Source organism: Bacillus silvicola, from assembly GCF_050524305.1.
GTDB lineage: Bacteria > Bacillota > Bacilli > Bacillales > Bacillaceae_G > Bacillus_A > Bacillus_A cereus_AT.
This window is the reverse complement of record NZ_JBNGVC010000013.1, coordinates 1,130,001-1,151,507: the sequence shown is the minus strand read 5'-3', so window position 1 is coordinate 1,151,507 and position 21,507 is coordinate 1,130,001. Positions and strand designations below refer to the sequence as shown.

Below are 21,507 nucleotides of genomic sequence, written 5' to 3'. Positions count from 1 at the left end.
GTTGTGAGTGGAATTATTACTATTTTAGGATTAGGTGCTGGTGAGTTAGATCAGTTAACGATGGGTGTATATCGAAAGATAAAAGAAGCGGACCATATGTTTGTTAGAACGAAGGAACACCCAGTTATAGAAGAATTGGAGAAAGAAGGCATAAAATATACAGCTTTTGACGATGTATACGAAGCGCATGATACATTTGAAATCGTATATGAAACAATCGCGAATACGTTATTAGAACAAGCTAAAGGTACAGAAATTATTTATGCCGTTCCTGGTCATCCGCTTGTAGCAGAAAGAACAGTTCAGCTACTTTTGGAAAAAGGAGAGGTAGCAAATATTGAAGTGCGACTTGAAGGTGGACAAAGTTTCCTTGATCCGATGTTTGCGAGTCTAAAAATTGATCCGATTGAAGGATTTCAATTAATTGATGCTACATCATTTGAAAGAGGGCAATTAGAATTACGTCAACATTTAATCTTTTGCCAAGTGTATGATGCGTTTGTTGCTTCAGATGTGAAACTGCCGTTAATGGAGATGTTGCCAGATGATTACGAAGTGTATATCGTAACAGCTGCAGGAACTTCATTTGAGCAAGTGAAAAAAGTACCATTATACATGTTAGATCATGAAACGGAATTAAATAATTTAACGAGTGTATATGTACCGCCAGTTAAGGAACGTGCATCCTTATATCAGCAGTTTGATGTGCTTAGAGCAATTATTGCTGATCTTCGTGGACCGAATGGTTGCCCGTGGGATAAAAAGCAAACTCATCAATCTTTAAAGAAATACTTAATTGAAGAAGCATATGAAGTGCTAGAAGCCATTGATGAAGAGGATGATGATCATTTAGTAGAAGAACTGGGTGATATATTATTACAAGTTATGCTTCATGCTCAAATTGGAGAGGATGAAGGTTGGTTCTCTATAGACGATATTATTCGAACTTTATCTGAGAAAATGGTTCGTCGTCACCCGCATGTGTTTGGGAATACGGATGTAAATAATGCTGATGAAGTAATTGCGAATTGGGAAGAGATTAAAAAACAAGAAAAGGGATTCGTGAAAGAATCTGTTTTAACCGGTATTCCAAAAAGCTTACCGCAGCTAATGCGTGCTTATGAAATTCAGAAGAAAGCTGGAAAGGTTGGATTTGATTGGGTTGATGTGCAGCCGATGATAGAGAAAGCCTTAGAAGAATGGCAAGAATTCCAGCAAGAAGTTGTAAACATGGATGAGGAAAAGATGCTAGGTGAATTTGGTGATTTACTATTTGCATTTGTTAATATAGCTCGTCATTATAAAATAGATCCAGAAGAAGCGTTGCGTTCAACTAATGAGAAATTTACCGGTCGTTTTTTATACATGGAAGCAAAAGTAGCAGAAATGAATAAAGAAATGCAAGATTTGTCATTAGAACAGTTAGATGTTTTATGGGAAGAGGCCAAACAAACAGAGCGTTAATAGGGGGACTTGATATGCGTTTAGATAAGTTTTTGAAAGTGTCACGTTTAATTAAAAGAAGAACATTAGCAAAAGAAGTATCTGATCAAGGAAGAATATCCATTAATGGTCAAGTGGCAAAAGCGAGTTCAGATGTAAAGATAGATGATGAATTAACAATTCGTTTTGGTCAAAAAATAGTAACTGTGAAAGTAAATGAATTGAAAGAAACGACTAAAAAAGAAGATGCAGCAAACATGTATAGTATAGTTCGCGAAGAAAAAGTAAAAGCAGAAGAAGGCTTGTTCTAAAATGGGTCACCCCTTCATACATTACTATTAGCTAGTATAAAGCTATGGGGGGATTTTCGTGAATAATGGTTACTCACCTATGTCTTCTAATCAACAAAATGTTTCTGTAGAGCATGATATTATCATGCGTGGCAGGCGTGTAATCGATATTACTGGTGTAAAGCAAGTGGAGAGTTTTGATAGCGAAGAGTTTTTACTTGAGACTGTAATGGGTTTTTTAACAATTCGTGGTCAAAATTTACAGATGAAGAATTTAGATGTAGAAAAGGGTGTTGTATCGATTAAAGGGAAAATTCATGAGATGCTGTATATCGATGAGAATCAAGGGGAGAAAACTAAAGGTTTCTTTAGTAAGTTGTTTAAATGAGCCTAACGATTCAGTTGTATACAATGCTTTCAATGATTGGAATGGGTGCTTGGATTGGTGCATCTTTAGATACGTATCAACGATTCTTAAAACGCCAAGAGCGTAAACGTTGGCTTGTATTTATACATGATATACTATTTTGGATTGTCCAAGCCTTATTTGTTTTTTATGTATTACTGCTCGTGAATGAAGCTGAATTACGTATATATGTATTTTTGGCATTACTATGCGGTTTTGCGGCATATCAAAGTTTATTGAAAGCAGTATACATGAAGATGTTAAATTTTCTCATCTATATTTTTGTGCAAACAATACAATTTTTTGTTCGAATTATACAGCTACTCATGATAAAACCTGTTATTATTATAGCGCAGCTATTTATTGCATTTATATTATTCTTATTTCGTGTACTGCTTTCAATTGGACATGTGTTATGGAAAATGGCGATTTGGATATTACTTTTCATATGGAAAGTTTTTTTCTGGCCTGTTCGATTTATTGCTTCACTCATATGGAAACTTCTCCCTAATCGTGTTAAACTTTTTATAACGAAGCATGTAGGGTTCCTGCAATATATAGCAAAGTTGAAGGGACATATCTCCCAATTATGGGAGCGTATAAAAAAGAAGTTAGGGGGACCTCGGAAATGAGGGAACTGAGACAAAGAACAATCGAAAAACAGAGTCCAAATCCTGTCAAAGAACATATAATACAAACGGATGAGAACAGGAAGCGACTTTATCGCCGTTTAGCGGTTTTTCTTGTCTTTGCTTTTACAATTATTGCGAGTATTAGTGTAACGTTTTATCAACAAAACAGTTCCATTAAAGCAAAAGAGGCAAAAGTTAAGGACATGAAAAAAGAACTGGATTCATTAACGAAAAAAGAAAAAAGTCTAAAAGACGAAGTTCAAAAGTTAAATGATGAAGAGTACGTTTTAAAGATTGCTAGAAGGGATTATTTCTTCTCCGGAAAAGGGGAGATAATTTTTCCTGTTTCTAAGTAGAGTATGTCTTATTGACACTATATTTTAGGATTATATATAATAAAGTAAAATTTGACTTTTTAACCACTAAGGAGGAGCATTTTTTTTATGTCAATCGAGGTAGGCAGCAAGTTACAGGGTAAAGTAACAGGTATTACAAATTTTGGCGCTTTTGTGGAGCTGCCAGAAGGCTTAACGGGTCTTGTTCATATTAGTGAAGTTGCTGATAATTATGTGAAAGATATTAACGATCACTTAAAAGTGGGCGACCAAGTAGAAGTAAAAGTTATTAATGTTGAAAAAGATGGAAAAATTGGTCTATCTATTAAAAAAGCGAAAGAACGCGAAAAAACAGAAGGAGATCGTCCACGTGGTGAATACCAACAACGCGGTGGTGATCAACAACGTTCTGGACGTCCACAACGTAATAATCGTTCTTTCAACAGAGATAACCGCGGTGGCGGTAACGACCGAGCTCCAAAAGAAACATTTGAGCAAAAGATGGCACGCTTTTTAAAAGATAGTGAAGATCGTTTAACTTCGTTAAAGCGTAACACAGAATCTAAACGTGGTGGCCGTGGCGCACGTCGCGGATAATAAGTCCGTTTAATTCTTAGCATATAGAGAGGTACCCAGAGTAATTACTCGGGTACTTTTTTATGTGAGAGAATATATTTTTAAAAAAGTTTTTTAGATGTATTGACTTTAAAACATATCTGATGTAAGATACTAATTGTCCGTTAAATACGACGACATGGCGGTGTAGCTCAGCTGGCTAGAGCGTACGGTTCATACCCGTGAGGTCGGGGGTTCGATCCCCTCCGCCGCTATATTTAATTTAACGGCCCGTTGGTCAAGTGGTTAAGACACCGCCCTTTCACGGCGGTAACACGGGTTCGAATCCCGTACGGGTCATCTAAAAAAGATCATGCAAATTGCATGATCTTTTTTTGTTAAGTAAATTAAGACATACAACACTTCTACAAAATCACCCTATATTTTCTGAATATTCCATCGACTATAAATAGATAAATTAAATACTGTGTATATATGTAGACTTATTTCGAATAAAACGTCGAACGATTATAAAAGTGAAAACTGTTGTTTTGACAAAAATCCCAATAATCATCTTTTATAATGACAGTAATTAAACTATGCAGGTGGTGTTAAAAATATGCCTAAAGCAGGAAGGACTACTATGAATACAAGTACATTGGCGATGAATGAAAGTCAGCTTGGAACAATGAAGTGGACAAGTAAGTTGCGAATGAAATTTGAACAAGTTTTCTTTAGATGGGGATTCATAATTGTTGTTATTGGTTTTCTTTTGGGACGAGCATATATATTAACGAACATCTTACCTTTTGCATTGCCGTTTTTTGCTGCTGTTTATGTTATGAAGCGAGATAAAATGCCGCTCGCATTTTTAGCTCTAATGGGAGGAGCACTTTCAGTTTCGATAGATAATTTATTTTTTACTTTTGCATCTATTTTTACTTTCTTCATTTATAATATCTTCTTTAGTCGATTTACACGTAAAACTGTTGGACTTGTACCATTCCAAGTATTTATCTCCGCATTAACCGCACATTTAGTTGTTGTATATTTTGCGCAACAAACCGTCACCATGTATGACTTGCTCGTTAGTACGATCGAAGCAGGGCTTAGTTTCGTATTAACGATGATATTTCTGCAAAGTGTTCCACTCTTGGTGGAAAGGAAAGGGAAACAACAAGCGTTAGAAACAGAAGAAATTGTTTGTTTAATTATATTACTAGCATCTGTTTTAACGGGTACAACAGATTGGTTCGTTTATGATGCTTCTATTCAACATATTTTCACTAGATACTTAGTATTAGTATTTGCATTTATTGCTGGTGCGGCTACAGGGTCCACGGTGGGAGTCGTCACTGGATTGATATTAAGTTTAGCGAATGTGTCTAGTTTGTCTCAACTTAGCCTCCTTGCCTTTTCAGGGTTGCTTGGGGGATTGTTGAAAGAAGGAAAGCGTATAGGAGTTAGTTTAGGATTATTAATTGGTACAAGTTTAATTACGTTATATGTAGACAAGCAAACAAGTATTGTAACAACCTTAATTGAATCTGGTGTGGCAATTGTTTTCTTTTTATTAACACCGAAACTTGTTATGGATCGTATTGCTAAATTTATGCCAGGTACACAAGAACACTCACAAGATCAACAACAATATTTACGAAGAATGCGCGATGTTACAGCGAACAAAATCAATCAATTTGCTAATGTATTTGCCGCTTTGTCTAATAGTTTTTCTGTATATGGGTACGTGGAAGAGGAAGATAAAGAAACAGAAGCGGATTTATTTTTAAGTACAATTACTGCAAAAACATGTCAAACGTGCTTTAAGAAGGATCAATGTTGGGTAGTCAATTTTGATAAAACGTACGATTATATGAAACAAATAATGAACGAGACAGAAGAAGGAACGTTGCAGCATAATCGGAAGTTAGTTCGTGAATGGGACAAGCATTGTGTGAGAGGGAAGAAAGTAACGGATTTAGTAGCAGGTGAATTAGATCACTTCTATGAGGGACAGAAATTAAGAAAACAAATGAAGGAAAATCGTAGAATTGTAGCCGAGCAATTACTAGGTGTATCAAAAGTAATGGAAGACTTCGCTAAGGAGATACAACGAGAAAGAGAGAATCATCAAGCGCAGGAGGAGCAGATTTTACAAGCGTTTCGTGATTTTGGTGTCGAAGTGGAGCATGTTGATATTTATTGTTTAGACAGAGGAAGTATCGATATTGAAATGTTGATTCCAGCTGTATCTAATGAGCATGGAGAATGTGAGAAGTTGGTTGCGCCGATGCTCTCGGATATTTTAAAAGAAAATATCGTTGTTAAGCATGAAGAGAAATCCTCTTATCCAAATGGTCACAGTTTAATATCATTTGGTTCAGCGAAGACCTATTCTCTTGATACAGGATTGGCTACGGCTGCAAAAGGTGGTGGATTTGTTTCAGGCGATTCCTACGCGATGATGGATTTAAGTGTTGGAAAATATGCACTTGCAATTAGTGATGGTATGGGAAATGGGCAAAGGGCTCATATGGAGAGTAGGGAAACGGTAAAATTATTACAAAAGATCCTTCAATCAGGTATTGATGAGGAAATAGCGATTAAGTCCATCAATTCAATTCTTTCTTTAAGAACGACAGAGGAGATGTATACCACGCTTGACTTGGCTATGATAGATTTACGGGATGCGAGTGCGAAGTTTTTAAAGGTTGGATCGACGCCGAGTTTTGTTAAACGCGGCAATAATATTTTGAAAATTGAGGCAAGTAATTTACCGATAGGAATTATTGAAGATGTTGAAGTTGATGTGGTTGGTGAGCAATTAAAAACGGGTGATATTCTTATTATGATGAGTGATGGCATTTTTGAGGGAGCGCAACATGTGGAGAATCACGAGTTATGGATAAAACGTAAAATTAAAGAACTACAAACAGAGGATCCACAAGAAATAGCTGATATTATTATGGAAGAAGTAATTAGGTCTGGTGATGGTTATATAAATGATGATATGACTATTGTTGTGGCGAAAGTAAAGAAAAATATGCCGAAGTGGGCTACGATTCCAATAGTGGGAATGCAGGCGCAATAAAATAATCAAAAAAACCTAGGTATTTACCTAGGTTTTTTTGATTAAAAAGGTAATGTAATTACTTTGTTGAATCTACAGGAGGAATGTAAGATAAAAATGTGAGTTTTGTACATCTTTTTTTTGCACAATGTTTGTAAAAGTTGTACCATTATATACAGGGTAACTAATGTTGCAGTTCTTGTTTAATGAAAGGTGATTGCGAAGTTGAAAGATGCATTTGTTGGAAAAGTAGATGACTTTGTAAAGCAGCATGATGTATTAAAGAAACATTCAACAATTGTTGTAGGGGTTTCTGGCGGTCCGGACTCTTTAGCTCTTCTATATTATTTGTTAGAAAAAAGGGCAGAAAAGCAACTCGAAATTGTAGTAGCACATGTGGATCATATGTTTAGAGGTAATGAATCTTATGAGGACCTACAGTTTGTACAGGGTCTTTGCAAAGAGCTGGGAGTTATTTGTGAGACGATAAGGATTAATGTGTCGCAATATCAACAGCAATATGGAATGAATGCACAAGTTGCTGCTAGAGAATGCAGATATGCATTTTTGGAAACAATAATGAAGAAATATGATGCGAGATATGTAGCTCTTGGTCACCATGGAGATGATCAAGTAGAGACGATTTTGATGCGCCTTGTACGAGGGAGTACTCCGAAAGGATACGCAGGAATTGCAGTGAAGCGTCCTTTTCATAATGGATATTTAATTAGGCCGTTACTTGGGGTAACTAAGGAAGAGATTGTTGATTACTGTAATAAGTTAAAAGTTATTCCGCGTATAGATCCGAGTAATAAAAAGGAAGTATATACAAGGAATCGATTACGTAAATATGTCCTTCCTTATTTGAAAGAGGAAAATCCACAAATGCATGAGAAATTCCAAAAATTTAGCGTGCAGATGCAAGAGGATGAGGCTTATTTGCAGGAATTAGCTTTTGAGAAAATGAATAAAGTAATTACAAAAAAAAGCGATAAACAAATTAGCTTATCAATTCCTGCCTTTGAATCCATGTCTATGCCTTTACAAAGGAGAGGGATTCAACTAATATTAAACTATCTTTATGAATATAAGATTCCATCTTCGCTTTCTTCTATACATATTGACAAGGTGATTGAATTTTTTAAGCGGATACAACCTTCAGGTTCATTGGATTTTCCAGGTGGCTTGAAAATTATTCGTACATACGAAGAATGTAGCTTTGGATTTAAACAAGAAATTGTTTCTCCTTTTTTGCAAGATTTATCAGTACCCGGGACAATTACATTACCGAACGGAGATAAACTTGTAACAGAGGTGAGCGAGGATATACCAAGTAACATGAATGAAACAGTGTTTGTTGCTAAGTATAATGATATATCGTATCCACTTCGTATTCGTTCTAGGCAAAATGGAGATCGCATGTCAATACAAGGTATGGATGGTACAAAAAAGATAAAAGCTATTTTTATCGAATCGAAAGTACCGAAAGAAAAAAGAGAAGAATGGCCGATCGTTTGTGACGCAAGTGAAAATATTATTTGGGTACCCTTGTTGAAACGATCTGCATTTGCTATTTCGAAAGAGGTAGCAAAGAAGGGTAAATATATTATTATTCACTACAAAAGCAAGGAGTCTTCCGGGAGGATAATGAAATGATGAATCAAGATATCGAAAAAGTATTAATTTCTGAAGAACAAATACAGGAAAAGGTGCTCGAATTAGGTGCAGTTATTGCAGAGGATTACAAAAATACAGTACCGCTTGCAATTGGTGTACTAAAGGGTGCAATGCCATTTATGGCAGATTTATTAAAGAGAACAGATACATATCTTGAAATGGATTTTATGGCTGTATCTAGCTACGGTCACTCTACTGTTTCAACAGGCGAAGTAAAAATCTTAAAAGATCTTGATACTTCTGTAGAAGGTCGCGATATTTTAATCGTTGAAGATATTATTGATAGCGGTCTTACACTAAGCTATTTAGTAGACCTGTTTAAATATCGTAAAGCGAAATCTGTAAAAATTGTTACATTATTAGATAAACCAACAGGTCGTAAGGTTGATCTGAAAGCGGATTATGTTGGATTTACTGTCCCTCATGAATTCGTTGTAGGGTATGGATTAGATTATAAAGAGCAATACCGTAATCTTCCGTATGTGGGAGTATTAAAACCAAGTGTTTACTCAAATTAATTAAATACAGGCGTTACAATTGTATAGGAAAGTTTTTCTATGTTACGATTTACTATAGTGTTTATGCCGTGAGAGGAGGTTAGGAATGAATCGTATCTTCCGTAATACCATCTTTTATTTACTGATATTCTTAGTAGTAATTGGGATCGTAAGCTATTTTAATGGTTCGACGCAAAAAACGACATCAGTTAGCTACGATAAATTCATTACTAAACTTGAAAAAGGTGAAGTGCGCAATGTGCAGCTTCAACCGAAGAATGGTGTATTTGAAGTAAAAGGACAATTCAATACTTCTAACCAAGGAGAACAATTTGTTACTTATGCACCAAATACTGAGGAATTACAAAAGAAAATTAATGATAAAGCGCAAGGGGCCGAGGTTAAGTATCAACCAGCAGAAGAAACAAGTGCTTGGGTAACATTCTTTACTTCTATCATTCCGTTTGTCATTATCTTCATTTTATTCTTCTTCTTATTAAATCAAGCTCAGGGCGGCGGTAGCCGTGTTATGAACTTCGGGAAAAGTAAGGCGAAGCTATACAATGATGAAAAGAAAAAAATTCGTTTCAGAGATGTTGCTGGAGCGGATGAAGAGAAACAAGAACTTGTTGAGGTAGTTGAATTCTTGAAAGACCCTCGTAAGTTCGCTGAAGTTGGTGCCCGTATTCCGAAGGGTGTTCTATTAGTGGGACCTCCAGGTACAGGTAAAACTTTACTAGCACGTGCTGTTGCAGGTGAAGCAGGCGTTCCGTTCTTCTCTATTAGTGGTTCTGACTTCGTAGAGATGTTCGTCGGTGTCGGTGCATCCCGTGTACGTGATTTATTTGAAAATGCAAAGAAAAATGCTCCTTGTATCATTTTCATTGATGAAATTGATGCAGTAGGACGTCAACGTGGCGCAGGTCTTGGCGGTGGTCATGATGAGCGTGAACAAACGTTGAACCAATTACTTGTTGAAATGGATGGATTCGGTGCAAACGAAGGTATTATTATCATCGCTGCGACAAACCGTCCTGATATTCTTGATCCAGCGTTATTACGTCCAGGTCGTTTTGACCGTCAAATTACAGTAGATCGTCCAGATGTAAATGGTCGTGAAGCTGTACTTAAAGTACACGCTCGTAATAAACCGCTTGATGAGAATGTCAACTTAAGAGCAATAGCAACTCGTACACCAGGATTCTCTGGTGCCGATCTTGAAAACTTATTAAACGAAGCTGCTCTAGTAGCTGCGCGTCAAGATAAGAAGAAAATTGATATGAGCGACATCGATGAAGCAACGGATCGTGTTATTGCAGGTCCTGCTAAGAAAAGTCGTGTTATCTCTGAAAAAGAACGTAATATCGTTGCATTCCATGAAGCTGGCCATACTGTAATTGGTGTTGTCCTTGATGAAGCGGATATCGTTCATAAAGTAACAATTGTCCCTCGTGGTCAAGCTGGTGGATATGCAGTAATGCTTCCGAAAGAAGATCGTTACTTCATGACAAAACCAGAGTTACTTGATAAAATCACTGGTTTACTTGGTGGTCGAGTAGCTGAGGAGATTGTATTTGGTGAAGTAAGTACAGGTGCTCACAACGACTTCCAACGTGCGACTGGCATTGCAAGACGTATGGTTACGGAATTCGGTATGAGTGATAAGCTTGGCCCGATGCAATTCGGTAGCTCACAAGGTGGTCAGGTATTCTTAGGAAGAGACTTCCACTCAGAGCAAAACTACAGTGATGCAATTGCACATGAAATTGATGTGGAAATGCAAACTATTATGAAAGACTGTTATGCTCGTGCGAAACAAATTCTTACTGAAAAACGTGATAAGCTAGATATTATTGCGAAAACGTTACTTGAAGTAGAAACATTAGATGCAGAGCAAATTAATCACTTATATGATTATGGCAGATTACCAGAGCGTCCAACATCTTCAGATGATGTGAAAGTAAACATCAATATGAAGAAAGATGATGAAGACGCAGAAGATAAGTAAGAGATGAAGGAGTGACGATAGTCACTCCTTTTTTATTTGTGGAATGAATGTAAGTGGCAAAAGAATTTAAATAAAACTATTATTAAAAATTGAAATAGAGAGTAATCTTTTTGTACAATGATGAGTATAGAAAAACTGATTATATAAGTATGTGTGATATGATGTTTTTATAAGTTTTATACATACTGCACAAATATAGATTAAATAAGATAAGTGGTGAGAATATGATTTTTGTATTGGATGTAGGGAACACAAATGCGGTACTAGGTGTGTTTGAAGAGGGGAAACTTCGTCAGCATTGGCGCATGGAAACGGATCGTCATAAAACAGAAGATGAGTATGGGATGCTTGTAAAGCAGTTACTTGAGCATGAAGGTCTTTCCTTTGAAGATGTGAAAGGTATTATCGTATCTTCAGTCGTACCGCCAATTATGTTCGCTTTAGAACGTATGTGTGAAAAGTATTTTAAAATTAAACCGCTTGTAGTGGGGCCTGGGATAAAAACAGGTTTGAATATTAAATATGAAAATCCACGTGAAGTAGGCGCGGACCGAATTGTAAATGCAGTAGCAGGTATTCATTTGTATGGAAGTCCTCTTATCATTGTTGATTTTGGTACGGCTACTACATATTGTTATATTAACGAAGAGAAACATTATATGGGTGGCGTTATTACGCCAGGAATTATGATTTCGGCAGAGGCGTTATATAGTAGAGCAGCAAAGCTTCCTCGTATTGAAATTACAAAACCGAGTAGTGTTATCGGGAAGAATACAGTAAGTGCGATGCAATCAGGTATTCTTTATGGATACGTTGGACAAGTGGAAGGTATTGTTAAGCGTATGAAAGAAGAAGCTAAACAAGAACCGAAAGTTATTGCAACAGGTGGATTAGCGAAATTAATTTCAGAAGAATCAAATGTAATTGATATTGTAGATCCATTTTTAACGTTAAAAGGTTTGTATATGTTATATGAACGTAATGCAAATTTACAGTATGAGAAAGGTGAATAAATAAGTATGAAAGATTATTTAGTAAAAGCGTTAGCGTTTGATGGAGAAGTGCGTGCGTATAGTGTGCGTACAACAAACACAGTAAGTGAGGCGCAAAGACGTCATGATACATGGAGAACGGCTTCGGCAGCACTTGGCCGTTCTTTAACTGCGGGTACAATGATGGGTGCTATGCTAAAAGGTGAGCAAAAGTTAACGATTAAAGTAGAGGGTAACGGTCCGATTGGTCCTATCTTAGTAGATGCTCATGCAAATGGAGATGTACGTGGTTATGTAACGAATCCGCATGTTGATTTTGAAGGGACAGAACAAGGGAAATTACGTGTATATCAAGCGGTAGGTACAGAAGGATTTGTAACGGTAATTAAAGATATCGGTATGCGTGAACCGTTTATCGGTCAATCTCCAATCGTTTCAGGAGAATTAGGTGAAGATTTCACATATTATTTCGCGGTTTCTGAGCAGACACCTTCTTCTGTTGGTGTCGGTGTTCTCGTAAATGGAGATGACAGCGTATTGGCGGCGGGTGGATTTATCCTTCAAATTATGCCAGGCGCACAGGAAGAAACAATTTCGTTCATTGAAGATCGTTTACAAAAAATCCCTCCTGTATCAACATTGATCGAACAAGGTCTTTCTCCAGAAGAGCTACTATATGCAGTCCTTGGAGAAGATAAAGTAAAAGTATTAGAAACTATGGATGTTCAATTTAATTGCACGTGCTCGCGCGAACGTATTGAGAGTGTGTTAATTAGTTTAGGTAAAACAGAGTTAGAGCAAATTCGTGAAGAAGAAGAAGAGACGGAAGTTCACTGTCACTTCTGTAATGAACGATATAAATTCGCTAAAGAAGATATTACAAGCCTAATTGAGAGTCTGTAATAAAGAAGTTTATGCGGAGAATCAGCCGCCCAAATGGATTGACAAACAGGGAATTTTCTGACAAAATCTAAATATAGATAAAACCAATAAAAATACTCGGTGTTAGGAGTGACAGGAATGCGAGTGGCACAATCAGTTTCAGAATTAATCGGGAAAACGCCGATCGTTAAGTTGAACCGCATCGTAGAATCAGACAGCGCAGATGTATACTTAAAATTAGAATTTATGAATCCGGGAAGCAGTGTTAAAGATCGTATCGCGTTAGCTATGATTGAAGATGCTGAAAATAAAGGATTATTAAAAGAGGGCGATACAATCATTGAGCCGACAAGTGGTAACACAGGTATTGGCTTAGCGATGGTAGCAGCAGCTAAAGGATATAAGGCAATTTTAGTAATGCCAGAAACAATGAGTATTGAGCGTCGTAATTTATTACGCGCTTACGGTGCTGAATTAGTATTGACTCCAGGGCCTGAAGGAATGGGTGGAGCAATTCGTAAGGCAACTGAATTAGCAAAAGAACATGGGTACTTTATACCACAACAGTTCCAAAATCAAGCGAACCCAGAAATCCACCGTTTGACAACAGGTCCAGAAATTGTTGAACAGATGGGTGATCAATTAGATGCGTTTATCGCGGGTATTGGTACAGGTGGAACAATTACAGGTGCTGGTGAAGTGCTGAAGGAAGCGTATAAAGATATTAAAATTTATGCGGTAGAACCTGCGGATTCGCCAGTATTATCTGGTGGGAAACCAGGACCACATAAAATCCAAGGAATTGGAGCGGGATTTGTTCCAGAGACATTGGATGTAGCGGTATATGATGAAATTATTCAAGTGAAAACAGAGCAAGCATTCGAATATGCAAGAAGAGTTGCTCGAGAAGAAGGTATTTTAGTAGGTATCTCTTCAGGAGCGGTCATCTATGCAGCGACAGAAGTTGCGAAGAAATTGGGTAAAGGGAAAAAGGTACTTGTTATTATTCCGAGTAATGGTGAACGTTATTTAAGTACACCACTTTATCAATTTGAATCATAATTGAATGCGATTGAAAAAGCATCCTTGAAAGAGGATGCTTTTTCTTTTTGGATTGGAAAAAGGAAAAGAGTGAATGACTAGAAAACTTCATGTAAAATAAGAGGTAGTATAATTAATTTATTTTCACTAGCCCTTGAGTATAATCACTCTCTGTATACATAACTTATGTAGTTGGAGCTGGTTAGTCTAAGAGGGTGGGATAAAAGAAAACGGGGTGTTGATATGCAACGAAGAAAATCTTTAGCACTTTCTATTCCATATCAGTTAGATTTCTTTAAGCAGTATAAATTTCTTTCTAAGGATAAACCGCAACATATTTTGTTAGAGAGTGGACGTGGTGGTCGTTATAACATTGTGGGGCTGGACCCAGTAGCGGTAATTCAAGGGAAGAATGAGACGTTACATATAAGAGAAAGTGGTAAGGAAACAATAAAGCAAGGGAATCCATTAGATTTAATGCAAGAATATATGGAGAAATGGAAAACGGACTATAATCCGGAGTACCCGCCTTTTCAAGGTGGTGCAATTGGTTACTTTAGTTATGATTGTATCCGTTATATCGAAAAACTGCCTTCTCTTGCAGAGGATGATCTGAATATACCTGATATATTCTTTTTATTATTTGATGACGTGTTTGTGTACGATCAAAAAGAACAAGTGTTATGGATTATTACGCATTATGTAGATAAACATGAAAAGGCAGAAGAACGATTAAATGCATGGAAGGATCTTTGGGTGAAAGAAGCACCTAAATTGACTATGCCGTTTGAATGTCCTGAAAAGAAAAATGAAGCAGTTGCTTTTACGGAAGAGGGCTTTATAAAGGCCGTTGAACGTATTCAAGAATATATTGGAGCGGGTGATGTGTTTCAAGTAAACTTGTCGACAAGGCAAGAAAGAACTTTACAAACACATCCGCTAGAAATTTATACAAGTCTTCGTGAAATTAATCCATCTCCATATATGGGCTACTTGGAGCTTGGGGATTTTCAAATTGTTAGTGCTTCGCCTGAATTGCTAATTAAAAAACAAGGGCCAGAAGTAAGTACAAGACCAATTGCTGGTACAAGATCCCGCGGTGCGAATGAACAAGAGGATGAAGAATTAGCAAGGGAATTAATTGAGAACGAAAAGGAAAGAGCAGAGCATGTAATGCTTGTGGATTTAGAACGAAACGATTTAGGCCGGATTTGTAAATATGGAACGGTTGAAGTAGATGAATTTATGGTAATTGAAAAGTACTCGCACGTTATGCATATTGTTTCTAATGTGCGCGGTGAAGTGGAAGAAGATAAGGATGCGTTCGATTTAGTAAAGGCTGTATTTCCTGGCGGGACAATTACTGGTGCTCCGAAAATACGTACGATGGAAATTATTGAAGAACTAGAACCTGTTCGCCGAGGGATTTATACGGGGTCAATTGGTTGGATCGGTTATTCCGGAGATACGGAATTGAATATTGTAATCCGAACACTGCTTGCTAAAGATGGGCAAGCGCATGTGCAAGCTGGAGCGGGAATTGTAATTGATTCGAATCCAAAAAATGAATATAAAGAGTCGTTAAAAAAGGCAATCGCTTTATGGCGTGCGAAAGAAAGTAGCGAAGAAACGGTTAGGTGAGAGAAATGATATTGATGATTGATAATTATGATTCTTTTACATTTAATTTAGTGCAGTTTCTTGGAGAACTTGGACAAGAGCTTGTTGTTAAGCGTAATGATGAGGTGACTATTTCGGATATTGAGAATATGAAACCAGACTTTTTAATGATTTCGCCAGGTCCATGTAGTCCTAATGAAGCGGGTATTAGTATGGAAGTTATTCAATACTTCGCTGGAAAGATTCCGATTTTTGGAGTTTGCCTTGGGCACCAATCAATTGCGCAAGTGTTTGGTGGAGAGATTGTTCGTGCAGAACGATTAATGCATGGGAAAACGTCGCCTATGCATCATGACGGAAAGACGATTTTCTCGGATATTCCTAATCCGTTTACTGCAACGCGTTATCATTCGCTTATTGTTAAAAAAGAGACGTTACCAGAATGTTTAGAGATCACATCTTGGACGGAAGAGGGAGAGATTATGGCGCTTCGTCATAAAACGTTGCCGATTGAAGGTGTACAATTCCATCCAGAATCTATTATGACTTCTCATGGGAAAGAGTTGTTACATAATTTTATTCGCAAATATAGTCCAAGTGTGACGTTATGTTAATTTACGTAAATGGCGCGTATGTAGAAGTGAGTGAAGCGAAAATTTCTCCTTATGATCATGGTTATTTATATGGGCTTGGAGTTTTTGAGACGTTTCGTATTTATAATGGTCATCCTTTCTTGTTGGATGATCATTATGAACGTTTAATGGATGCGCTGGATACATTGCAAATCAAATGGACAATGACGAAAGATGACGTAATACGTATTTTGGAGAATCTACTCGTTAAGAACGAATTGAAGCATGCGTATGTACGCTTTAATGTATCGGCGGGTATAGATGAAATAGGGTTGCAAACGAATGTGTATGAAGAACCATCTGTTATTGTTTTTATAAAACCTTTAGCAATTCCAGGAGAAGTAGTGGAGAAAGAAGGGGTTATTTTAAAACAAGTACGAAATACACCAGAGGGTGCGTTTCGCTTGAAGTCCCATCATTATTTAAATAATATTTTAGGGAAACGCGAAATTGGAAATGGTGTGAATAAGGAAGGGATTTTCCTTACTGAAGCAGGTTATGTTGCAGAGGGGATTGTTTCGAATCTCTTTTTTGTTAAAGGAGGTACTTTGTATACTCCTTCGTTAGAAACAGGGATTTTAAACGGTATCACTCGTGCATTTATTATAAAGGTTGCTGAAGAGCTGGGTATAGAAGTAAAGGAAGGTTTCTTTACAAAAGATGAATTGCTTTCAGCCGATGAAGTGTTCGTGACGAACTCTATTCAAGAAATTGTTCCTCTTTATCGTATAGAGGGGGAAGATTTCCCGGGCAAAGTGGGAATAGTTACAAAAAGATTTATGGATCTTTATGAAGTGCAGAGAGAGAAGTTGTGGAGCAGAAATGAATTGCGAAGAGGAGATGTGTAATTTGAAGTGGGATTATGATTTACGCTGCGGCGAATATACATTGAACTTAAATGAAAAGACATTAATTATGGGGATTTTAAATGTAACACCAGATTCGTTTTCTGATGGTGGGAGTTACGACGAGGTAGATGCTGCAGTGCGTCACGCGAAAGAAATGAAAAATGAAGGTGCTCATATTATTGATATCGGTGGTGAATCTACCCGCCCAGGTTTTGCTAAAGTTTCGGTAGAAGAAGAAATAAAGCGAGTCGTTCCGATGATTCAGGCAGTTTCGAAAGAAGTGAAATTACCTATTTCTATTGATACGTATAAAGCTGAAGTTGCAAAACAAGCGATTGAAGCTGGTGCTCATATTATTAATGATATTTGGGGAGCGAAGGCGGAACCGAAGATTGCTGAAGTTGCAGCCTATTATGATGTACCCATTATCTTAATGCATAACCGAGATAATATGAACTATCGCAACTTAATGGCTGATATGATTGCTGATTTGTATGAAAGTATTAAAATTGCTAAAGATGCTGGTGTGCCAGATGAGAATATTATTTTAGACCCAGGTATCGGTTTTGCGAAAACGCCTGAACAAAATTTAGAAGCGATGCGTAATTTAGAACAGTTAAATGTACTGGGTTATCCAGTCCTCTTAGGTACTTCAAGAAAGTCCTTTATTGGCCATGTATTAGATTTACCTGTGGAGGAACGTCTTGAAGGAACGGGCGCTACCGTTTGTCTTGGTATTGAAAAGGGCTGTGAGTTTATCCGTGTTCATGATGTGAAAGAAATGGCGCGTATGGCTAAGATGATGGACGCGATGATTGGTAAGGGGGCAAAATAATTGGATAAAATTTATATTCATGATATGGAGTTTTACGGTTATCATGGTGTATTCCCAGAAGAGAATAAATTAGGTCAGAGATTTAAAGTGGATTTAACGGTGGAGTTAGATTTAAAACACGCAGGAGAAAGCGACGACTTGAAGCATTCTGTCAATTACGGGGAGCTTTTCGAACTATGTAGAAAAGTTGTTGAAGATAGAACGTATAAGCTTGTGGAGAGTATCGCTGAAAATATAGCTACAGATATATTGAAAGAATATGAGAGTATTTCACGGTGTACAATTAAGGTAATTAAACCGGACCCACCAATACCGGGGCATTATCGTGCTGTAGCTGTGGAAATTACGAGAGAGCGTCCATGAATAATATAGCGTACATTGCATTAGGTTCAAATATTGGAGAGCGTTATACGTATTTAACTGAAGCGATTCAGTTTTTAAATAAAAACCCTTATATCCAAGTTGATGATGTTTCGTCTGTATATGAAACAGAACCAGTTGGTTATACTGACCAAAGTTGCTTTTTAAATTTAGTTATAAAAATTTCTACCAATTTATCGCCGCAAGAATTATTGAAAATAACGCAAAAGGTAGAGAATGATTTAGGAAGAAAGAGGGAAATTAGGTGGGGCCCGAGGACCATCGACCTTGACATTTTACTATATAATCAAGAAAATATTGAAGCAGAGAATCTTATTGTTCCGCATCCGCGGATGTTCGAAAGAGCTTTTGTTATCGTTCCGTTGTTAGAAATTAATCAAGATATAAAACAAGACATTTCATGTTCACAAGTAGAAGAAATGAAAAGGCGAGAGGGAGTAACGGTATGGAAGCAGAAAAATGGGGAAGACGCATTCGTGCTTTTCGAAAGCTAAAAGGCTATACACAAGAAGGTTTTGCTAAAGAATTAGGGGTATCTGTATCTGTTTTAGGTGAAGTTGAGAGAGGGAATCGATCGCCTTCCCAAGATTTTGTAGTAGAAGTTGCTAAAGCATTAAAGGTCTCGATAGATGAACTAATGCCGAAGTGACTATGAAGGAAGGAGCAAATCGAGTGTTAAAGATTGCAAATATTGAGATGAAAAATCCGGTTGTATTAGCACCGATGGCGGGAGTGTGTAACTCTGCATTCCGTTTGACAGTAAAAGAATTTGGTGCAGGTTTAGTTTGTGCCGAAATGGTAAGTGATAAGGCAATATTACTTAATAACAAAAGAACATTAGATATGCTATATATCGATGAGAGAGAAAAGCCATTAAGTTTACAAATTTTTGGTGGAGAGAAAGAGACTCTTGTCGATGCTGCGAAATACGTAGATAAATATACGACAGCAGACATTATTGATATTAATATGGGGTGCCCAGTACCGAAAATCACTAAGTGTGATGCAGGAGCAAAGTGGCTTTTAGACCCAAATAAAATATATGAGATGGTAGCGGCGGTTGTAGATGCTGTTGAAAAGCCGGTTACAGTTAAAATGCGTATTGGTTGGGATGAAGATCATATTTTCGCAATAGAAAATGCTAGAGCTGTTGAGCGTGCTGGTGGACAAGCGGTAGCGGTTCATGGTCGTACACGAGTGCAAATGTATGAAGGTAAAGCGGATTGGAATATTATTAAAGAAGTAAAGCAGGCTGTAAATATTCCGGTTATCGGAAATGGTGATGTCGAAACACCACAAGATGCAAAGCGTATGCTTGATGAAATTGGTGTAGATGGTGTTATGATTGGTCGCGCTGCTCTTGGAGATCCGTGGATGATTTATCGTACGGTAAAGTATTTAGAGACAGGTGAGTTAATGCCGGAACCAACAGTGCGTGAGAAAATTGATGTATGTATGTTGCATCTAGATCGTCTTATCGATTTAAAGAATGAAAATGTTGCCGTAAGAGAGATGAGAAAGCATGCAGCTTGGTATTTAAAAGGTGTTCGTGGTAATGCGAGTGTGCGTAACGGTATCAATACTTGCGACACACGTGAAGACCTTGCGAATGTATTAGGTGCATTTGTAGAAGAAGTAGAAGCGAAACAACAAACAATTTATGTTGGTTAATAAGGGGGCATAGGAGATTGACATTCTTCTATACACTTCCTATAATTACGTGAAAGAAAGAAGAACTGCCAGTTAGTTGCTGGCAGTTTTTCTAGTTGAGTAGAAAATGCTATACTGTATATATTGTAAAAATTAATAGAGCTGGAGTGATATTAATATCATGGATAACATGAACCACGAAGAATTAAACGACCAATTGCTTGTTCGTCGTGAAAAGCTACATAATTTACGTGAGCAAGGAATCGATCCGTTCGGTAAACGATTTGAACGCACAAATTCAACAACTGACTTAGTAAGTCTATATGGAGAATTCTCTAAAGAAGAATTAGAAGAGAAAGAAATCACTGTTTCTATCGCTGGTCGTATTATGACAAAACGCGGTAAAGGAAAAGCGGGATTTGCGCATATTCAAGATTTACACGGGCAAGTTCAAATTTATGTTCGTAAAGATACTGTTGGAGATGAAGAGTACGAGTTATTTACGACAGCAGATTTAGGTGACTTAGTAGGTATTGAAGGTAAAGTGTTCAAAACAAACGTTGGAGAACTTTCAGTAAAAGCAACAGGATTTACACTTTTAACGAAATCTCTTCGTCCATTACCGGATAAATACCATGGATTAAAAGATGTTGAACAACGCTATCGTCAACGTTACTTGGACTTAATTACAAGTATGGAAAGCCGTGAAACGTTCGTTACCCGTAGTAAAATCATTCGTGAAATGAGAAGGTATTTAGATGACAACGGTTATCTTGAAGTAGAAACGCCTATGATGCACGCGATTGCAGGTGGAGCGTCTGCTCGTCCTTTCACTACACATCATAATGCGTTAGATATGGAATTATATATGCGTATCGCAATTGAACTTCATTTAAAACGTCTTATTGTGGGCGGGTTAGAAAAGGTTTATGAGATCGGCCGTGTATTCCGTAATGAGGGTGTATCAACTCGTCATAACCCTGAGTTTACGATGATTGAATTATATGAAGCGTACGCTGATTATAATGATATTATGAAACTAACAGAAAATATGGTTGCTCATATCGCGAAAAAAGTATTGGGTACAACAACAATCCAATATGGTGATTATGAAATTAATCTAGAGCCAGAATGGACACGTCTTCATATGGTAGATGCAATTAAGCAACACTCTGGAGCAGATTTCTGGAATCCAATGAGTGTAGAAGAAGCGCGTGAACTTGCAAAAGAACATAATGTAGAAATTAAAGATACAATGGAAGTTGGTCATATTATTAATGAGTTCTTCGAACAAAAAGTAGAAGATAAATTAATCCAACCAACATTTATTTACGGTCATCCGGTAGAAATTTCGCCACTTGCGAAAAAGAATGACGAAGATCCACGATTCACAGATCGTTTCGAGTTATTTATCGTTGCACGTGAACATGCAAATGCATTCACTGAGTTAAATGATCCAATCGATCAAAAAGAACGTTTTGAAGCTCAATTAAAAGAGCGCGAGCAAGGTAATGACGAAGCTCACATGATGGATGATGATTATATCGAAGCTCTTGAGTACGGCATGCCTCCTACGGGCGGATTAGGAATCGGTATTGATCGTTTAGTTATGTTATTAACAAATGCACCATCTATTCGCGATGTACTATTATTCCCTGCTATGCGTCATAAACAAGACTAAGCTTTGGAGATTTCTCCAAAGCTTTTTTTATT

Annotated in this window: 22 protein-coding genes and 2 tRNA genes; all 24 read left to right on the top strand. The window is 37.2% G+C overall.

From position 1 onward, the window contains the following. Positions 1-3 precede the first annotated feature (3 nt). The 24 genes from yabN (at position 4) to lysS (ending at position 21,475) form a co-directional block, all read left to right on the top strand. Complete coding sequence (gene yabN / locus ACP6L7_RS28125) at positions 4-1,464, top strand: bifunctional methyltransferase/pyrophosphohydrolase YabN (protein WP_097832985.1); 1,461 nt, start codon at positions 4-6, stop codon at positions 1,462-1,464. A gap of 14 nt (positions 1,465-1,478) precedes the next feature. Beyond that, positions 1,479-1,754: an RNA-binding S4 domain-containing protein gene (locus ACP6L7_RS28120; protein ID WP_097832984.1), complete on the top strand. Its 276-nt coding sequence runs from the start codon at positions 1,479-1,481 to the stop codon at positions 1,752-1,754. A 58-nt stretch (positions 1,755-1,812) separates the two neighbouring features. Further along, on the top strand, positions 1,813-2,121 hold the full coding sequence (gene yabP / locus ACP6L7_RS28115; protein ID WP_001059100.1) for a sporulation protein YabP: 309 nt from the start codon (positions 1,813-1,815) through the stop codon (positions 2,119-2,121). Continuing rightward, complete coding sequence (gene yabQ, locus ACP6L7_RS28110; protein ID WP_097832983.1) at positions 2,118-2,771, top strand: spore cortex biosynthesis protein YabQ; 654 nt, start codon at positions 2,118-2,120, stop codon at positions 2,769-2,771. The genes yabP and yabQ overlap by 4 nt, the downstream gene beginning before the upstream one ends. Further along, a complete protein-coding gene (gene divIC, locus ACP6L7_RS28105) occupies positions 2,768-3,127 on the top strand; it encodes a cell division protein DivIC (RefSeq protein ID WP_001208735.1) in 360 nt (119 codons plus the stop codon). Before yabQ ends, divIC begins: the two co-directional genes overlap by 4 nt. A gap of 87 nt (positions 3,128-3,214) precedes the next feature. Further along, complete coding sequence (locus tag ACP6L7_RS28100) at positions 3,215-3,703, top strand: S1 domain-containing RNA-binding protein (RefSeq protein WP_000021449.1); 489 nt, start codon at positions 3,215-3,217, stop codon at positions 3,701-3,703. A 159-nt stretch (positions 3,704-3,862) separates the two neighbouring features. Further along, positions 3,863-3,936 (top strand) — tRNA-Met (locus ACP6L7_RS28095). Positions 3,937-3,949: 13 nt separating this feature from the next. After that, positions 3,950-4,021 (top strand) — tRNA-Glu (locus ACP6L7_RS28090). 259 nt (positions 4,022-4,280) lie between these two features. After that, positions 4,281-6,752 (top strand): stage II sporulation protein E, encoded by a 2,472-nt coding sequence (spoIIE, locus tag ACP6L7_RS28085; protein WP_141533415.1) that lies wholly within the window; start codon positions 4,281-4,283, stop codon positions 6,750-6,752. A 204-nt stretch (positions 6,753-6,956) separates the two neighbouring features. After that, positions 6,957-8,387 carry a tRNA lysidine(34) synthetase TilS gene (gene tilS, locus ACP6L7_RS28080; RefSeq protein ID WP_097832982.1) on the top strand — a complete coding sequence of 477 codons (1,431 nt, stop codon included), beginning with the start codon at positions 6,957-6,959 and terminating at the stop codon, positions 8,385-8,387. Then, a complete protein-coding gene (gene hpt / locus ACP6L7_RS28075; RefSeq protein WP_000981839.1) occupies positions 8,384-8,926 on the top strand; it encodes a hypoxanthine phosphoribosyltransferase in 543 nt (180 codons plus the stop codon). Before tilS ends, hpt begins: the two co-directional genes overlap by 4 nt. An 85-nt stretch (positions 8,927-9,011) precedes the next feature. Then, positions 9,012-10,913, top strand: a complete 1,902-nt coding sequence (ftsH, locus tag ACP6L7_RS28070; RefSeq protein WP_097832981.1) for an ATP-dependent zinc metalloprotease FtsH — start codon at positions 9,012-9,014, stop codon at positions 10,911-10,913. Between the two features lie 224 nt (positions 10,914-11,137). Next, positions 11,138-11,926, top strand: a complete 789-nt coding sequence (locus ACP6L7_RS28065; protein ID WP_000578370.1) for a type III pantothenate kinase — start codon at positions 11,138-11,140, stop codon at positions 11,924-11,926. 6 nt (positions 11,927-11,932) lie between these two features. After that, the gene (gene hslO / locus ACP6L7_RS28060; protein ID WP_098361754.1) at positions 11,933-12,808 is read left to right on the top strand and encodes a redox-regulated molecular chaperone HslO; all 876 of its coding nucleotides are present in this window, start codon (positions 11,933-11,935) and stop codon (positions 12,806-12,808) included. Positions 12,809-12,925: 117 nt separating this feature from the next. After that, on the top strand, positions 12,926-13,849 hold the full coding sequence (gene cysK / locus ACP6L7_RS28055; RefSeq protein WP_071745166.1) for a cysteine synthase A: 924 nt from the start codon (positions 12,926-12,928) through the stop codon (positions 13,847-13,849). A 222-nt stretch (positions 13,850-14,071) separates the two neighbouring features. Continuing rightward, positions 14,072-15,469 carry an aminodeoxychorismate synthase component I gene (gene pabB, locus ACP6L7_RS28050; RefSeq protein WP_097832979.1) on the top strand — a complete coding sequence of 466 codons (1,398 nt, stop codon included), beginning with the start codon at positions 14,072-14,074 and terminating at the stop codon, positions 15,467-15,469. 5 nt (positions 15,470-15,474) lie between these two features. Beyond that, positions 15,475-16,062: an aminodeoxychorismate/anthranilate synthase component II gene (gene pabA, locus ACP6L7_RS28045; protein ID WP_097832978.1), complete on the top strand. Its 588-nt coding sequence runs from the start codon at positions 15,475-15,477 to the stop codon at positions 16,060-16,062. Next, positions 16,056-16,928 carry an aminodeoxychorismate lyase gene (pabC, locus tag ACP6L7_RS28040; RefSeq protein ID WP_097832977.1) on the top strand — a complete coding sequence of 291 codons (873 nt, stop codon included), beginning with the start codon at positions 16,056-16,058 and terminating at the stop codon, positions 16,926-16,928. Before pabA ends, pabC begins: the two co-directional genes overlap by 7 nt. Beyond that, positions 16,903-17,763, top strand: coding sequence for a dihydropteroate synthase (gene folP / locus ACP6L7_RS28035; protein WP_141533414.1), 861 nt, complete (start codon positions 16,903-16,905; stop codon positions 17,761-17,763). The genes pabC and folP overlap by 26 nt, the downstream gene beginning before the upstream one ends. Next, positions 17,764-18,126 carry a dihydroneopterin aldolase gene (folB, locus tag ACP6L7_RS28030; protein ID WP_097832975.1) on the top strand — a complete coding sequence of 121 codons (363 nt, stop codon included), beginning with the start codon at positions 17,764-17,766 and terminating at the stop codon, positions 18,124-18,126. It abuts the gene before it with no gap. Next, on the top strand, positions 18,123-18,638 hold the full coding sequence (folK, locus tag ACP6L7_RS28025) for a 2-amino-4-hydroxy-6-hydroxymethyldihydropteridine diphosphokinase (protein WP_097832974.1): 516 nt from the start codon (positions 18,123-18,125) through the stop codon (positions 18,636-18,638). The genes folB and folK overlap by 4 nt, the downstream gene beginning before the upstream one ends. Then, positions 18,590-18,793, top strand: a complete 204-nt coding sequence (locus ACP6L7_RS28020) for a helix-turn-helix domain-containing protein (protein WP_000387027.1) — start codon at positions 18,590-18,592, stop codon at positions 18,791-18,793. The genes folK and ACP6L7_RS28020 overlap by 49 nt, the downstream gene beginning before the upstream one ends. A 23-nt stretch (positions 18,794-18,816) precedes the next feature. Further along, complete coding sequence (dusB, locus tag ACP6L7_RS28015) at positions 18,817-19,815, top strand: tRNA dihydrouridine synthase DusB (protein ID WP_141533413.1); 999 nt, start codon at positions 18,817-18,819, stop codon at positions 19,813-19,815. Positions 19,816-19,975: 160 nt separating this feature from the next. Next, positions 19,976-21,475 carry a lysine--tRNA ligase gene (lysS, locus tag ACP6L7_RS28010; protein ID WP_000369685.1) on the top strand — a complete coding sequence of 500 codons (1,500 nt, stop codon included), beginning with the start codon at positions 19,976-19,978 and terminating at the stop codon, positions 21,473-21,475. Positions 21,476-21,507: the final 32 nt, after the last annotated feature.